We start from the raw sequence: 14,376 nt of genomic DNA on the forward strand, positions 1-14,376 counted from the left end.
GATGATTCGACACGCGACCGACATCACTCCGGGGAGCCAGTCGCTTCCCGAAACGATACCACCGACGCGCTCCCGATGGTTTTAAACAGATGAACGACCCGATATAACATATCAATGGCTTTCGAGGACCTGCTAAGCGACCCGGTGATTCAGAAATATCTTCACGAATTGGTCGGGCCGAAAGGAATGCCGGTCGCCGCCGCGCCGCCGGACGGTGAAGTGACCGACGAGGAACTCGCGGAGGAACTCGACCTCGAACTCAACGACGTTCGACGGGCGCTGTTCATCCTCTACGAGAACGACTTGGCGAGCTATCGACGCCTCCGCGACGAGGATTCGGGGTGGCTCACCTACCTCTGGACGTTCGAGTACGACAAGATACCGGAGAACTTGGAGGAAGAGATGTACCGCCTCCTGGACGCGCTCCAGCAGCGTGAAGAGTACGAACGGAACCACGAGTTCTATCTCTGTGAAATCTGCTCGCTCCGGTTCGAGTTCGGTGAGGCGATGGACTTCGGCTTCGAATGTCCCGAATGTGGTTCGCCCCTCGAATCCATGGAGAACTCGATGCTCGTCGAGTCCATGGAGGACCGAATCGACGACCTCGAAGACGAACTCAACGTCGAAACGCTCGGTGCATAATGGTCGTTCTCGCAACCAAAGTGTACGTCAGCGGCGACGCGAAACGACGCGCACTCGACGGTCTCCAGTCCCTCGTCGAAAACGCGCTCGGCGACCTCGACGTCGAGTTCGACATCGGCGTCCGGCACGACGATTTCGTCTCCGTCACCGTCGAAGGAGAGGACGAAGTGGTCGCCCGGAACGTCCTCGCCGAGGAGTGGGGCGAAGTCACGCCGAACCTCCGCGACGGCGACACCTACGTCGGCACGCTCGAATCGTGGGACGACGACGGGGTCGTCCTCGACGCCGGACAGGAGGTTCGGATTCCGGCGGCCGAACTCGGCCTCGGTCCCGGCAGACCGGAACAGGTCGTCGAACGCTTCGGACTCGTCCAACACATGCCGATGGAGTTCGTCTACGCGGACGACGGCTCGTCGCGCCTCTCGGACGACGAGCGTGACCGCCTGTTCGACTGGTCGCGCGGGAACGGCCGCGTGAACGTCAACAGCGCGACGCGGGGCGAGGTCCGGGCGACGGTCAACCGCGCCGGACACGCACAGGACATCGTGACCGTCGAGCGACTCGGCGTGTTAGAACAGAGCATCGTCTGTACCGAAAACACCGACCCACCGGGACTACTCGCCAGCATCGGCGGCTACATCCCGGCCGAAATCCGTTGTGTAATTCCATGAGAAAACGGCTCGCCCTCGGGATTGGTCTGCTCTTCCTCCTCGTGGCCAGTGCCGGCTGTACTTCCGTGTTCGGGCCGGGCGAAATCAGCCAGCAGAAACTCTCGCGGAACGCGACGTACGACTGGGACACCCCACAGGACGTGACGTACAACGTCACGAGCAACCAATATCAGGCGGTCTACGAACTCGACAAGAAGGGGACCCTCGAAATCCACCAGGAGGAATCCTTCGGCGAGGAGGCACCCGTCGAGATTTCCGCCGTGCAGTTCCGCTACCCTAACGACACCGTCGTCGACGCCGACCACATCGAGGTGAAGAAGACGAAATCCTCGACCATCATCAAACCGCCACAGGGACAGGGACAACTCGCGTACACGGCGTCGAGACAGGGCAAGACGTTCTACGTCCCGACCTACTTGGAGGAGAAGACGTACGAGGTGACCATCCCGCGCGGGATGCGGGTCGATACGTTCCTGTTGAGCGACGTGCGTCCCGGCGGCTACGAGACGACGATGGAAAACGGTCGTGAACACATCATCTGGTCGACTCCGGTGAAATCCGACAGCATCTCGGTCCGCTACTACCTCGGGCGCGACAAGTGGATATTCGCCGGAATCGTCGCGCTGGCGCTGCTCATCGGCTTGGTCGGGTTGGCCTACTACCGCTATCAAATTCGACAACTCGAACGCCAGCGGGAGGAGATGGGCCTAAACATGGACATCTCGGACGACGATGTGGGCGACGGGCCGCCGCCCGGAATGTGAGAGCACTTTTCTTCATCGCGGTCAACGGTTCGGTATGAACGTTGCGCTGGTAACAGTCGGAGATGAGATTCTCTCCGGGGATACCGTCAACACGAACGCCGCGTGGTTGGGCGAGCGACTGACCGAGCGCGGCGTGGCCGTGGAGCGGGTGTTCGTCGTTCCGGACCGCGTGGGCGACATCGCCCGCGTCGTGAACGAAGCCCGCGCGGAGTACGACGCCGTGCTCGTCACCGGCGGCCTCGGCCCGACGCACGACGACCTGACGATGGAGGGCATCGCGGCGGCCGTCGGCGTTCCCGTCGAGGAGCACACGGAAGCCGTCGAGTGGATAGAAGCGCACTCGGATTACTCGCACGCCGACCTGACGTCGGGGACGACCCACCTGCCGAAAGGGTCGCGGATGCTGCCGAACGACGTCGGCGTCGCCCCCGGCGCGGAGATAGAGGACATCTACGTCCTGCCGGGCGTGCCGAGCGAGATGCATTCGATGTTTGAACGAATCGCCGACGAGTTCGACGGCGAGCCGTACTACACCGAGACGGTTCCCGCGGGCGAACCCGAGAGCGCGCTGCTCGACCGATTCGAGACGCTCCGGGAGCGGTTCGACGTGAAAGTCGGGAGCTATCCGGGCGACTACGTGCGCGTCAAAATCGAGGGGACGGACGAGAACACCGTCCAAAACGCCGCCGAGTGGTTGCGCGAGCGAGTCGAAGCGCCGGACGAGACGAACGCCTAGCGGTGAACCGCCTCGATTATCTGTAGAAGTAGGCGAGCCACGCCACGGTGAACGCGAGTCCGACGACGAGAACGACGATACCTGCTTCATTCGCGGGAACGGCTTCGAGTGGAATCATACCCGGCGGTTGTCGGCGCTGTCTCTTAAGGTTTGAGAACTACACCCAGTGATGCCGTCGTTCGATGAGCGATAAACCCGCGGAAGGACGAGCACTGTACCGACCGAGGAATTCCCGCAAACGAACCGCTTTTGGGCGGACCACACCAACGCGAAGGCAATGAACGTACTCGTCGTCGGGGCGGGCGCGATGGGTCGCTGGTTCGCCGAGGCGATACCGGGCGACATCGCGTTTGCCGACGCGGAACAGGGGGTTGCGGCGGAGGCCGCCCGAGCGGTCGGTGGACGAGCGGTCGCGCTGGACGCCGACGAATCATTCGATGTGGTCTGTCTCGCCGTGCCGATTCCGGCCATTTCGGCGGCCATCGCTGAACACGCGCCGAAGGCCGACCGGGCGATGCTCGACGTGAGCGGCGTGATGGCCGAACCGGTCGAAGCGATGGCCGAACACGCGCCGAACGTCGAACGGGTGAGCCTGCATCCGTTGTTCGGGGCGAACACCGCGCCGGGGAACGTGGCCGTCGTCGCGGACGAATCGGGACCGGTCACGAGCGAACTGTTCGACGCGATCGAAGCGCGCGGGAACACGCTGGTCGAGACGACGGCGGCGGAGCACGACGACGCGATGACGACGGTGCAGGCCGGGACGCACGCGGCGGTGCTCGCCTTCGCGCTGGCGGCGAACCCGGTCCCCGAGGGCCTTCGAACTCCCGTCTACGAGGAGTTGGCCGACCTCGCGGACCACGTGACCGACGGGGAACCGCGCGTCTACGCCGACATTCAGGCCACCTTCGACGGCGCGACGGACGTGGCGGAGGCGGCGAAGCGACTGGCCGACGCCGACCCGGCAGAGTTCGAGCGGTTGTACCGCGAGGCGGCGGAGAGCGAGGTGGACGAATGAACGCAGAGCAGCGCGAGCAGGTGCTGTCGAACGCGAAGTACCTGCAGGACGTGCGGCCCGTGGACCCCGAGGAGATTTCCGAATACGTCGAAGGTGAACCGCATCCCGCGGTCGTCCGGCAGGTGCTACGCGAGGAGGCAGGGGCGCTCGGCTTCGTGGAGCGCGACGACGGCACCTTCGAACCCGCATCCGACGACCCCGTTCGCCCCGAATTCCGCGGCGTCGAGTCGTTCCCCGAAACGTACGGTCGAAAACTGGAGGACCTGCTCGTCGCGGAGTTCGGCGCGGGGTGGCCGGACGGCGCGTCGGGCGACGAACTCCGGCGAACGATTCGACGGCTCAAGGAGGACTACTTCGCGCAGAACCCGGTCGAGTACGATTACCGCGTCGCGCTCGGCTACGCCATCTACCACCTGCCGGACTACTACGCCGTGGTCCAGTACGTCCTCTCGGAACTCGCGGGGCGGGGCCTGCTTCCCGGAAAACTTCGCGTGCTGGACGTTGGCGCGGGGGTCGGCGGCCCCGCGCTCGGCCTCCACGACTTCCTCCCGTCGGAGACGTTCGTGGAGTATCACGCCGTCGAACCGAGCGACGCCGCGGACGTTCTCGCCGCGATGCTGGAAGAGACTGGCGAGAACTTCTACCCGACCGTGCACCGCGACACCGCGGAGGCGTTCGAACCCGAAGACGGCGAGGCGGAGTACGACCTCATCGTGTTCGCCAACGTGCTGAGCGAGTTGTCCGACCCGGAAGCGGTCGTTCGGAAGTACCTCGACTACCTCGCGCCCGACGGGTCGATGGTCGCCATCGCCCCGGCGGACAAGAACGCCAGCATCGGCCTCCGGGAGGTCGAACGAAGCGTCGCCGACCGGACGACGGTGTTCTCGCCGACGCTCCGCCTCTGGCCCGGCGAGGAACCGAGCGACGACTGCTGGTCGTTCGACGTGAAACCCGAGTTGTCGGTCCCGCCGTTCCAACGCCGACTGGACGCGGGCGAGAGCGGTGACGGTGAGGGTGTGGGTGATGGCGACGATTCCGAGAGCGGCGCTGATGGTCGCTCCGAGGACGCCTCCGAACACGTCGAGCATCGTGGAATCGACGCCAGCAACTACGAGTTCGAGTCGGACGACGGTGCCAAGGAAACGAGCGAGCAGGGCATCGACGCGAGCGAATACGGACTCGATGCAAGCGAGTACGATGCCAGTGCCGGTGAACACGATGTCAGTTCCGGTGACGGACTCGACGCGAACGGGCGAGGGATGGATGCGAGCGGGCGAGGAACCGATGTGGCCGAACCATCGGAGACGGTGACGCTGGACGATATCGAGGGCGACGGCGAGTTCGTCAACGTGGACGTGCAGTTCTCACACGTCGTCCTCCGAACCGACGGAACCCGTCGGCGTGAGTTCACCGCGAGCAGGGCCGAATCCGCGAAGATGGCGGAGATGGAACGCCACGTCACCGAACGCGTGAACCTCGTCGCGGTGAAACTCAGCCACTCGCTGTCGGAGGAGGGAGAAAACCCCGTGTTCAAGGTGAGCGACGGCAGCGAGGCGGTGGGGAACTTCGCGGTCCTGACGAAGGAAACGTCGCTCAATCGCGCGCTCCGCGAGGCGGCCTACGGTGCGCTCCTCTCGTTCGAGGACGTGCTCGTGCTCTGGAACGAGGACGAAAAAGCGTACAACCTCGTCGTGGACGAACGGACGGTCGTGGACCGCCGCTAGTTCGCCTCGACGCACTCCCGGACGAAGTTGTAGTACGAACCGAACTTCCCCTCATCGTTCGGCGACAGCGGAATCCCGTTTTCCGCGAGCAGTTCGACCGTCTTCTTTGGCTCACACTCGAACCAGATGGACAGGATGTCTACGTTACGCTGCGCGTATTCGTAGTTGAGTTCGAGTGTGTGAGCGTCTGTGACATTTCCCTCCGCCATGTCCGTTCGGATAGTGTGAGCCTCACAGCATAAATCCATGTGATTCGTTAATTATCAATGCTGCATTATAACAACGATTGGACACACTTGGCCCCTCTCGCTCCGTCTCGAAACACGCTCGAGACCGCTCGCTGCGGCGCTTTTCGGTCGTCTACCATCTCGTTCGTTCACCTCTCTTCCATTCCCCTGGAACTGTCCAACTCGTCGTTTTCACGGCCGGGTCGGACTCGCGTTGGGAGTGCTGGCACGCACCGAGCGGAGTACTTTTGCGTTCCCGTTCCAACTCCCCTGCATGGGCGATTCGCTGGAAATTCTTCTGACGAACGACGACGGCATCGACAGCCCCGGTATCCGCGCGCTGTACGAGAGCCTCCAGGAAATCGGCAACGTGACCACCGTCGCACCCGCGACCGACCAGAGCGCGGTCGGTCGCGCGATGTCCTACGAGGTCGAGGTCGAGGAGCACGAACTCGGCTACGCCATCACGGGCACTCCCACCGATTGCGTCGTCGCCGGACTGACCGAACTCGGTCCCTATCCCGATATCGTCGTCTCCGGGTGTAACAACGGGGCGAACCTCGGCGCGTACGTTCTCGGACGCTCTGGAACCGTCAGCGCCGCGGTCGAGGCCGCTTTCTTCGACGTTCCCGCCATCGCCGTCTCGCTGCACGTGCCGAACCACCTCTGGCCCTACGACACGACCGTCGAGGAGTACGACGTGGCGGCGAAGGCGACGACCTATCTCACCGAACACGCGCTCGACGCGGGCGTGTTCGAGCAGGCCGAGTACCTGAACGTCAACGCGCCGATGTCGAGCGACGGGCCGACTCCGATGGAGGTCACCCGCCCCTCGCACGTCTACGACATGGACACGACCAACGAGGGCGGCGTCATCACGCTCCACGACCGGACGTGGGAACAGATGGGCGACGAGACGCTGCCGGACGCCGAGGGGACGGACCGTCACGCGGTGTTCAACGGGAAGGTGAGCGTCTCGCCGTTGACCGCCCCGCACACGACGCGCCACCACGAATCGCTGGACGAACTGGTGACGGAGTACCGGGTCTAGCGCCACCGTTTTACCCGCTGGAGTCCAACCGGGCCTGATGACTGGGGGGTGAAATCGTGAGTCGTACCGATATCGAACAGCTTGCACTCGATGTCGTACCCGTCAACGTCGCGGTGCTCGACGAGAACGGGGTCATCGTCGCAACGAACGACGCGTGGGAGCGGTTCGGCCGAGAAAACGGTCTGTCCGAGCCGACGATAGGGGTCAGCTATCTCGACGTTTGTGACGGGGCGGACGAACTGACAGCGGACGAAGCGGCGACGGGCATCCGCGCCATTTTGTCGGGGGACCGGACCGAGTTCAGCCTCGAATACCCGTGTCATTCGCCGGACGAACGGCGCTGGTTCGTGATGCGCGCTGCGGACGTGACTGACGACGGCAACCGGTACGTCGTCGTGGCACACATGAACGTCACCGAGCGACACGAATCGGAGTCAGAAGTCGAGCGGTACGAGATGATCGTTCGCAACGTCCCGGTGATATTCTTCGTCATCGACGCCGACGGGACGTTCCAACTCGTGGAGGGGAGCGGATTGGAATCGACCGGGTTGGAAGACGGGGAACTGGTCGGCGAGTCCATCGACGACCGGTACGAAGACCACCCTGATATCCTCGAAAACTGCCGTCGCGCCCTGTCGGGGGAGCCGATTCAGACGACCAGCGAATTCGGGGGGATTATCTACGACGTCGTGTATCAACCCGTGTTCGATTCGGCGGGCGACGTCGATCGCGTCATCGGCGTCTCGGTGGACGTGACCCGACGCGAACGCCACGAGGAAGCGCTCGCCGCGTTATCGGACATCACGCGGGAACTGCTGGAGACGGAAACCTCGGACGAGGTGTGTGCCGTCACGGTCGAAGCGGCGGAACGATTGCTATCCCTGCCGAGGACGCGCATCGCGCTGTACGACGAATCGACCGGCGCGCTCCGAACGAACGCGGAGACGACGGGTGCGGAGGCGTTGCCGGACGGACTGCTGGACGGCGACGGCATCGCGTGGCAGTCGTTCATCGAGAACGAGGCCGCATTCGACGACGAAATCGTCTCCCTCCCGCTCGGGACGCACGGCGTGTTCATCACCGAAATCTCCGGGAACGCGAGCCTCGACATCGCGGAACTCTGTGCCGCCGCCGTCGAATCGGCGCTCGGACGAGCGGTCCGCCAGCGCCGACTGCAGGAACAGGACGCGACGCTCCGTCGGCAGAACGCGGCGCTCGAACGGCTCAACGAACTGAACGAGGGTATCCGACGCATCGACCGGGCGCTCGTGGAGGCGCGAACCCGCGAGGAGATCGAGTCCGCCGTCTGTAGCCGCCTGACGAGCGGCGGACCGTACCGCTTCGCGTGGATCGGCGTGGACGACCCGGCGACGGGACGGGTCGTCCCGCACGAATCGGCAGGAATCGAACGGGGCTATCTCGACGCGATAGCCATCACGACCACCGACGAGACGACCGACCCGGCCGGAACCGCGCTGAAAACCGGACGGGCGCAAGTGGTGCAGGACGTCCTTCGCGGACCGCTCTCGGAGCAGTGGCAGAGCGAGGCGCTGAAACGCGGCTATCGCTCGTCGTGTTCCCTCCCGCTTCGCTACGGCGACGCCGTTTACGGGGTACTGTCGGTCTACTCCGACCAGCCGCGGACGTTCGACGAACTGGAGCGGGCCGTGCTCGAAGACGTGAGCCAGACCATCGCGTACGCCATCAACGCCGTCGAGAGCAAGAAGGCGCTCGCCGGTGGCGAGGTGGTCGAACTCGAATTCGACATCGAGGACTCGACGGTGGTGTTCGTGGACATCGCCAAAACGCTGGATTGTCACGTCGAGTTCATGGGTGTCGTCTCGAAACACGACGGCACGGTGACGGCGTTTTTCACCGTCAACGACACTTCATCGGAGGACGTCCGCGCCCTGGCGTCCCGGTCGCTGGAAGTCATCGACATCGAACGGGTGAGCAGTCGAGAAGATTCGACGCTGTTCGCCGCGACGTTGACCGGTTCGAGTTTCGTCGGGACGCTCCTCGACCACGGAGCGGTTCCCGGGACGTTCACGGTCGGACCGCTCCCGGGGACGGTGGTCGTCAGACTCCCGATGAATGCGGACGTTCGGACGTTCGTCGAAGTGCTCCAGACGCGATTCCCGGCGTTGGAACTGCGAAGCCGTCGGCACCGCGAACGACCGGTCGCGTCCGGCGACCTCGATACGGTACTCGCGGAACTCCTGACCGACCGTCAACTGGAGGTCCTGGAGACGGCCTACTACAGCGGCTTCTTCGATTCGCCCCGGAAGAGTACCGGCGAGGAAGTCGGAGGGTCGCTCGATATCTCCCAACCCACGTTCCAACATCACTTGCGCGCCGCGGAGCGGAAACTGCTCCGAAGGCTGCTCGAATCGTGAGCTTGGAGCGCCATCTAGATTGATAGCCCCCCTCCTCGAATTATCACGTTCAATCTAGCTGGAAGTGCCTTTACATAGTATTCCCTACCGGTGGGTATGAGAACGGATATGAAACGACGACGCGACCAAGGGGGCGACCGGGTAAGCCTCGACGTCCTGTCCGCCGTGATGGACGCGGCGGGGTACGACGATGCGACCGAGTTCGAGACGTGTTTGTACGACGTCATCGACCCGGATGCGCTCGACTCGCTCTTTCATCAGCGGACGAGAGGCGGCCGCGTCGAGTTCACGATAGACGGATTCGAGGTACGCGTACACAGCAACGGCACCGTCGAAGCCACACCGGAGTAACGATGGGCGAACAGTGCGTGGGTAAAACCGAAGCGCCGTTCGACGAGTGCGCCTGCGTCGTCTGCGGCGACGACATCGACATCGAATCGTGGCATCCGATTCTCGCCGACACCGACGCGACGGGAACGTTCCGTCTGTATCCGTTCTGTACGACCGACTGCCGAGACGCGTGGAACAGCCATCGAACCAACCGATAACAGAGAATGACTGACCGAGCACCTAACGAGATAGAATACAGCGAATACGAGGACGAATACGGAACCGTGGCGATGTTCTACGACCCGGAGAATCACCGGGCGTGGATTCGCTCCAGCACGACGGTTTCGGTGCGACCATAAATGGCGCGTATTTTCGGAACATCGGACCGAAGATAGTCATCACTGGTGCTCGCGGAGGCCACCGCGGAAGACGGTTGCGGACTCGGCGACCGGGCGAGTGACGAACTCACGGGTTGCGTTCGTCACTCGCGCGTTCGAGCACGCGCCGGATGAACGGTTCCTTTTTCCGCGTGTACGTCGGCCTGTCGTCTCCGTGTTCGTCCGCCAACTCCCGCTTTAAGCGGTCGTACTCCGCGGCGACGGACGGGTGCTCGCGCAAGAAATCCCGAAACAGAACGGATTCCCGATAGCAGTCGCTTCCCGTTTCGGTCAGCGAAAGATAGTGCGTCCGGTTCGCCCGCGGTCCCTTGGCGAGGAACGTACGGTCGGGAACGCCGTCGTTCGGTCGATACTCGTAGCCGTGTTCCTCCAGCACCGGAACGAGTCGCGCGGCGTGGGACGCATCTTCGACGACGACGAGCACGTCGATGATGGGCTTTGCGACGATGCCCGGGATAGCGGTGCTTCCGACGTGCTCGAAAGCGAGTCCGTCGTCGCCGGTAACCCCCCGTATCCGTTCGACCTCCGTCTCGTACTCCCGTCGCCACTCGGGTCGATGCGGTTCGAGTTCGACGGTGCCGCGCTCCAGACCGACCATACGCCTTCCATGGGAAACCCGGAAATAAACGTTCACACTGGATACGATGTTCGCCCGAGCGTGACTTCCACACAATATTTATTCCCGCTTGTGACGAATTAGAATCATGAACCGCGCCCTCCTCCACTACGTGTCGTTGGGTATCATCGGGCTCTCGTTCGCCACGCTTTCCATTCCCGACCTCGCGGCAGGAGACTCCAGCATCAGCCTGTGGCTGTTTGCCATCAGCGGGGTTGGTCTCATCCTCGGGAGCCTCTACGACGTGCTGACAGGTAGCTTGAACGACTTCGAACCGGACGGTTTCACGCCGCTCGTCGTCCTCGGCGCGGTACTCTCGCTCGCTGGCGCCCTCCTGTCGCTGTTTCCGTGAGCACGCGTGGACGGGGCATCCGTCGAGACGCGGCCTACAGGAACTTCCGAACACTCCAGTACAGCCACGTGAGCACGTCCCCCACGGCGAAAACGGGATTGAATCCGGCGTCCGGATTTCTCGCCGGTTCGAACTCCTCATCGAGCGTCGCGGACGAGCAGCGACGTATCTCGCCGGAGTTGACCCGTTTCCCGTCGGCGTCGGTGACTCGCAACAGCGTCACTCCGTCCGTCCGCCCCACGACGCGATGAACGTTCGATTCGGGTGGTTCGCCCGCCGGTCGGTAATGCTCGCCGAGTTCTGGCATGTGTCGTCGGAGTATCCGTCCGTACACGTGGCGGTTATATGAAGGGTTCCCTCTCTCGACCCGGAGTCTCGGACCACGCGTATCCCGCGAGCGTCGTCGGTACTCACGCCACGCCGTTTTCGAGAACTGCTTTCGCGGTGTCGCCGAGGTCATGCATGTCCTCCCTCGTCAGATGGAACTTCGGCTCCCAGTCGGCGGGGCCGAGATAGTCGCTGACGACGAACATCGACGCGGCGTCCACGCCGCGATGGGCGGCGACGGTGAACACCGCGGACGCCTCCATCTCGACGGTGAGGACGCCCTCGTCGGCGTACCGCTCGACCTCCCGTTTCGTCTCCCGGTACATCGCGTCGATGGTCCACGACGGCCCGACATGGAACCGCTCGTCGCGCTCGCGGAGCAGTCCGATGGTCTCGTCGGTGAGCGATTCGCTCGCGTGAGCGAACTTCTCGGACTCGGCGTAGTGATGGGACGTCCCTTCGTCGCGGATGGCCTTGTCACAGACGATGAAATCACCCATCTCGATGGTGTCGTCCAGGCACCCGGCGAACCCGATGGAGAGGAACGTCTCCACGCCGTCCGCGACGAGTTCGTCCATCAACATCGCTGTGGTGGGCGCTCCTATCCCGAAGTTGCCGAGAACGCCGACGGCGTAGTCGGCGTCCGCAAAGGAATAGAGGTCGCCGTAGTAGTTCCCCACGTGCTGGCCGTCGTGGGTTTCGGTGAGGTAGTCCATCAATCCGCGACTGTAACAGAGGACGACCGCCTCCGGCAGTCTCATCCGTCCCGTTTCGCTTTCCGCGTGTCGGTACTCGGAGTGTTGGGCGGGTGTGACCAGCGGGTCGGCCGCCTGCTTTCCGGGAAGATTTGGAAACGCCATCGTTCGTGACGAGACAGGACACCGTAATGTATGTTGTGCGGGCACGTTGGACGATACCCCTTGCCACGAGTCGGTAGCAGGGGCGTGACTCGACCGACCCAAAAATCCGAAAATCGCGTTTCGACTGTCGCCGTCGGTTGCTGATCAGTCCACGACGACGAGCACGTCGCCCATATCGACGCTATCGCCTTCGCTGACGGCAATCTGCGTGACGGTACCGCCGCGCGAGGCGACGACGTCGTTTTCCATCTTCATGGCTTCGAGGACGCAGACCACGTCGCCCGACTGAATCTCGTCGCCCTCTTCGACCTTCACGTCGAGGATGGTGCCCTGCATCTCGGCGGACACGGTTTCCCCTTCGGCGTCCACGACGGCCTGACTGCCGCCGTCGCTGCTGCCGCCTGCCGGTTTCGGCTTTTGGCCGCCGCCGTTGGAACTCGACGGGACGGCTGCGACGCCGCCGCGGTCTTCGAGGTTGACCTCGAAGCGCTTGCCGTTGACCTCGACCGTGAACTCGCGCTCGACGACTTCCTCGTCCTCGCCCGCGGATTCGGCCGAACCCCACTTCTCCTGTGCCTCCTCGATTCGGTCTTGGTCGAGGTGGTGGTCGAGGTACTTCGTGGTGTGGGTTCCCGCGACGAACTCGTCGTCTTCGAGCATCAGGCGGTGGAACGGGATGATGGTCGGGATTCCCTCGATGTCGTACTCCGCGAGTGCGCGCTGGGAGCGTACGATACACTCCTCGCGGTCGGCACCGTGGACGATGAGTTTCGCTATCATCGAGTCGTAGTCGGTCACGAGGTCGTCGTCCTGTCGGAGCGCGTCGTCCAAGCGGACGCCGATTCCGCCCGGCGGGTCGTAGGTCGTCAACTTCCCACCGGTCGCCGGAGCGAAGTCGTTCGCGGCGTTCTCCGCGTTGATGCGGAACTCCATCGCGTGCCCTTCGAGGTCCACGTCGTCCTGTTCGAAGTCGAGCGGTTCGTCGGCCGCGACGCGAATCTGCCACTTCACGATATCGACGTCGGTCAACCACTCCGTGACGCAGTGTTCGACCTGAATTCGGGTGTTCACTTCGAGGAAGTAGAAGTTCGTGTCCACGCCGAGGAGTTCGCCATCGCCGCGCGCCTCGTCCTCTTCCACGAGGAACTCGAAGGTACCGGCGTTGTAGTATCCGGCGGCGTCCGCGCCGTCACGGGCGGATTCCGCTATCTTCTCGCGGAGTTCGTCCGAGAGCGCGGGCGACGGGCCTTCCTCGATGACCTTCTGGTGGCGGCGCTGGAGCGAACAGTCGCGCTCGCCGAGGTGACGGACGTTGCCGTGGTGGTCCGCGATGATCTGCACCTCGATGTGACGCGGGTTTTCGAGGTAGCGTTCGAGGTAGACGTTGGCGTTGTCGAAGTACGCCTCACCCTCGCGCTGGGCGGATTCGAGTTGGTCTTCCGCTTCTTCGGGGCCGCGGACGACTTTCATCCCGCGGCCGCCACCGCCCCCCTCCGCCTTGATGGCGACGGGGTAGCCGTGTTCGTCGCCGAAGTCCGTGACCTCCGACGGGTCCTCCACCGGGTCGGTCGTACCGGGGACGATGGGCACGCCAGCCTCCCGCATCGTCTTCCGGGCTTTCGTCTTCTCGCCGAGTTGCTCCATTGATTCGCTGGCCGGGCCGATCCACGTCACGCCGTCGGTGGCTTCGACCAGCGCGGCGAAGTCGGCGTTCTCCGCGAGGAACCCGTAGCCGGGGTGTATCGCGTCGGCACCGGCCTTTTTTGCGGCGTCGATGATGGCCTCTTGGTCGAGGTACGATTCGGCTGCCCGCGCCGGACCGACGTTGTACGCTTCGTCGGCGTAGCGCACGTGTCCGGAGTTTCGGTCGGCGTCGCTGTAGATGGCAACGGTGTCGATTCCGAGTTCCTCACAGGCGCGCATCACGCGGACCGCGATTTCCCCGCGATTTGCGACGAGAACCTTGTCGAACATTCCTGCGGGAAACTATTCGGGAGGACCACCTCATTCTGTCGGTTCAGGGTCGGCCATTACGGCGTCAACGGGTGGTTTTCCCACTGGGTGACGGAAGCTCACGTCCGCCCCGTCCTCGTGTGACGCGCTCACCTGTCGAGAGCGGAACCTTTTTCTCCCCGTCAGCTGACATCTAGGTCGTGCGACGACCGACTCCACCCCACGCTGGACACCCGAATCACGGGCCAGCGCCTGCTTTTCGCCGGGTGGAGTCTCGATTCGGCCGCTGACGCGGCGTCGGGGTGAAACCG

The 14,376-nt window shown here is 63.6% G+C and carries 17 protein-coding genes; 12 read left to right on the forward strand and 5 right to left on the reverse strand.

All coding sequences use genetic code 11. The annotated features are described in order from the left end of the window. Window positions 1-114 precede the first annotated feature (114 nt). The 6 genes from tfe (at window position 115) to OPC11_RS00490 (ending at window position 5,555) form a co-directional block, all read left to right on the forward strand. The gene (gene tfe / locus OPC11_RS00465; protein ID WP_007982664.1) at window positions 115-642 is read left to right on the forward strand and encodes a transcription factor E; all 528 of its coding nucleotides are present in this window, start codon (window positions 115-117) and stop codon (window positions 640-642) included. Further along, complete coding sequence (locus tag OPC11_RS00470; protein WP_007982662.1) at window positions 642-1,313, forward strand: DUF2110 family protein; 672 nt, start codon at window positions 642-644, stop codon at window positions 1,311-1,313. The genes tfe and OPC11_RS00470 overlap by 1 nt, the downstream gene beginning before the upstream one ends. Next, window positions 1,310-2,077, forward strand: coding sequence for a DUF5803 family protein (locus tag OPC11_RS00475; protein ID WP_264780686.1), 768 nt, complete (start codon window positions 1,310-1,312; stop codon window positions 2,075-2,077). The genes OPC11_RS00470 and OPC11_RS00475 overlap by 4 nt, the downstream gene beginning before the upstream one ends. Before the next feature lie 34 nt (window positions 2,078-2,111). After that, window positions 2,112-2,813 carry a molybdopterin-binding protein gene (locus OPC11_RS00480; protein ID WP_007982658.1) on the forward strand — a complete coding sequence of 234 codons (702 nt, stop codon included), beginning with the start codon at window positions 2,112-2,114 and terminating at the stop codon, window positions 2,811-2,813. 277 nt (window positions 2,814-3,090) lie between these two features. After that, window positions 3,091-3,831: a prephenate dehydrogenase/arogenate dehydrogenase family protein gene (locus OPC11_RS00485; protein ID WP_007982654.1), complete on the forward strand. Its 741-nt coding sequence runs from the start codon at window positions 3,091-3,093 to the stop codon at window positions 3,829-3,831. Then, window positions 3,828-5,555, forward strand: a complete 1,728-nt coding sequence (locus tag OPC11_RS00490) for a class I SAM-dependent methyltransferase (protein WP_264780687.1) — start codon at window positions 3,828-3,830, stop codon at window positions 5,553-5,555. Before OPC11_RS00485 ends, OPC11_RS00490 begins: the two co-directional genes overlap by 4 nt. On the opposite strand, the gene OPC11_RS00495 is transcribed toward OPC11_RS00490, so the two are convergent. After that, window positions 5,552-5,764, reverse strand: a complete 213-nt coding sequence (locus OPC11_RS00495) for a hypothetical protein (protein WP_007982650.1) — start codon at window positions 5,762-5,764, stop codon at window positions 5,552-5,554. The two genes, OPC11_RS00490 and OPC11_RS00495, sit on opposite strands and share 4 nt — an antisense overlap. A 292-nt stretch (window positions 5,765-6,056) precedes the next feature. Between OPC11_RS00495 and surE the strand changes: the two genes are divergently transcribed. The 5 genes from surE (at window position 6,057) to OPC11_RS00520 (ending at window position 9,918) form a co-directional block, all read left to right on the forward strand. Further along, a complete protein-coding gene (gene surE, locus OPC11_RS00500; RefSeq protein WP_069451057.1) occupies window positions 6,057-6,833 on the forward strand; it encodes a 5'/3'-nucleotidase SurE in 777 nt (258 codons plus the stop codon). Window positions 6,834-6,889: 56 nt separating this feature from the next. Then, entirely contained in the window at window positions 6,890-9,229 is a 2,340-nt protein-coding gene (locus OPC11_RS00505) for a bacterio-opsin activator domain-containing protein (protein ID WP_264780688.1), read from the forward strand. A 108-nt stretch (window positions 9,230-9,337) separates the two neighbouring features. Beyond that, window positions 9,338-9,580: a HalOD1 output domain-containing protein gene (locus tag OPC11_RS00510; protein ID WP_007982644.1), complete on the forward strand. Its 243-nt coding sequence runs from the start codon at window positions 9,338-9,340 to the stop codon at window positions 9,578-9,580. A gap of 2 nt (window positions 9,581-9,582) precedes the next feature. After that, window positions 9,583-9,777: a hypothetical protein gene (locus tag OPC11_RS00515; protein ID WP_007982641.1), complete on the forward strand. Its 195-nt coding sequence runs from the start codon at window positions 9,583-9,585 to the stop codon at window positions 9,775-9,777. Window positions 9,778-9,783: 6 nt separating this feature from the next. Further along, window positions 9,784-9,918 (forward strand): hypothetical protein, encoded by a 135-nt coding sequence (locus OPC11_RS00520; protein WP_264780689.1) that lies wholly within the window; start codon window positions 9,784-9,786, stop codon window positions 9,916-9,918. A 106-nt stretch (window positions 9,919-10,024) separates the two neighbouring features. On the opposite strand, the gene OPC11_RS00525 is transcribed toward OPC11_RS00520, so the two are convergent. Then, the gene (locus tag OPC11_RS00525) at window positions 10,025-10,555 is read right to left on the reverse strand and encodes a GrpB family protein (RefSeq protein ID WP_264780690.1); all 531 of its coding nucleotides are present in this window, start codon (window positions 10,553-10,555) and stop codon (window positions 10,025-10,027) included. Between the two features lie 106 nt (window positions 10,556-10,661). On the opposite strand from OPC11_RS00525, the gene OPC11_RS00530 reads away from it, so the two are divergent. Continuing rightward, window positions 10,662-10,925 (forward strand): hypothetical protein, encoded by a 264-nt coding sequence (locus tag OPC11_RS00530; protein WP_264780691.1) that lies wholly within the window; start codon window positions 10,662-10,664, stop codon window positions 10,923-10,925. Window positions 10,926-10,959: 34 nt separating this feature from the next. Here the strand turns inward: OPC11_RS00530 and OPC11_RS00535 are convergent, their stop codons facing one another. The 3 genes from OPC11_RS00535 to OPC11_RS00545 all read right to left on the reverse strand — a co-directional run bounded on the left by OPC11_RS00535 (window position 10,960) and on the right by OPC11_RS00545 (window position 14,086). After that, entirely contained in the window at window positions 10,960-11,232 is a 273-nt protein-coding gene (locus OPC11_RS00535; RefSeq protein ID WP_264780692.1) for a hypothetical protein, read from the reverse strand. A gap of 103 nt (window positions 11,233-11,335) precedes the next feature. Beyond that, complete coding sequence (locus OPC11_RS00540; RefSeq protein ID WP_264780693.1) at window positions 11,336-12,112, reverse strand: nucleoside phosphorylase; 777 nt, start codon at window positions 12,110-12,112, stop codon at window positions 11,336-11,338. Between the two features lie 144 nt (window positions 12,113-12,256). Beyond that, window positions 12,257-14,086, reverse strand: coding sequence for an acetyl-CoA carboxylase biotin carboxylase subunit (locus OPC11_RS00545; protein ID WP_264780694.1), 1,830 nt, complete (start codon window positions 14,084-14,086; stop codon window positions 12,257-12,259). Window positions 14,087-14,376: the final 290 nt, after the last annotated feature.

This window comes from Haladaptatus sp. T7 (assembly GCF_026008575.1).
GTDB classification, from domain to species: Archaea; Halobacteriota; Halobacteria; order Halobacteriales; family Haladaptataceae; genus Haladaptatus; species Haladaptatus paucihalophilus.

Coding starts and splice junctions, on each gene's coding strand:
- tfe (WP_007982664.1), top strand. CDS start 115: ATGGCTTTCGAGGACCTGCTAAGCGACCCGGTGATTCAGAAATATCTT.
- OPC11_RS00470 (WP_007982662.1), top strand. CDS start 642: ATGGTCGTTCTCGCAACCAAAGTGTACGTCAGCGGCGACGCGAAACGA.
- OPC11_RS00475 (WP_264780686.1), top strand. CDS start 1,310: ATGAGAAAACGGCTCGCCCTCGGGATTGGTCTGCTCTTCCTCCTCGTG.
- OPC11_RS00480 (WP_007982658.1), top strand. CDS start 2,112: ATGAACGTTGCGCTGGTAACAGTCGGAGATGAGATTCTCTCCGGGGAT.
- OPC11_RS00485 (WP_007982654.1), top strand. CDS start 3,091: ATGAACGTACTCGTCGTCGGGGCGGGCGCGATGGGTCGCTGGTTCGCC.
- OPC11_RS00490 (WP_264780687.1), top strand. CDS start 3,828: ATGAACGCAGAGCAGCGCGAGCAGGTGCTGTCGAACGCGAAGTACCTG.
- OPC11_RS00495 (WP_007982650.1), bottom strand. CDS start 5,764: ATGGCGGAGGGAAATGTCACAGACGCTCACACACTCGAACTCAACTAC.
- surE (WP_069451057.1), top strand. CDS start 6,057: ATGGGCGATTCGCTGGAAATTCTTCTGACGAACGACGACGGCATCGAC.
- OPC11_RS00510 (WP_007982644.1), top strand. CDS start 9,338: ATGAAACGACGACGCGACCAAGGGGGCGACCGGGTAAGCCTCGACGTC.
- OPC11_RS00515 (WP_007982641.1), top strand. CDS start 9,583: ATGGGCGAACAGTGCGTGGGTAAAACCGAAGCGCCGTTCGACGAGTGC.
- OPC11_RS00520 (WP_264780689.1), top strand. CDS start 9,784: ATGACTGACCGAGCACCTAACGAGATAGAATACAGCGAATACGAGGAC.
- OPC11_RS00525 (WP_264780690.1), bottom strand. CDS start 10,555: ATGGTCGGTCTGGAGCGCGGCACCGTCGAACTCGAACCGCATCGACCC.
- OPC11_RS00530 (WP_264780691.1), top strand. CDS start 10,662: ATGAACCGCGCCCTCCTCCACTACGTGTCGTTGGGTATCATCGGGCTC.
- OPC11_RS00535 (WP_264780692.1), bottom strand. CDS start 11,232: ATGCCAGAACTCGGCGAGCATTACCGACCGGCGGGCGAACCACCCGAA.
- OPC11_RS00540 (WP_264780693.1), bottom strand. CDS start 12,112: ATGGCGTTTCCAAATCTTCCCGGAAAGCAGGCGGCCGACCCGCTGGTC.
- OPC11_RS00545 (WP_264780694.1), bottom strand. CDS start 14,086: ATGTTCGACAAGGTTCTCGTCGCAAATCGCGGGGAAATCGCGGTCCGC.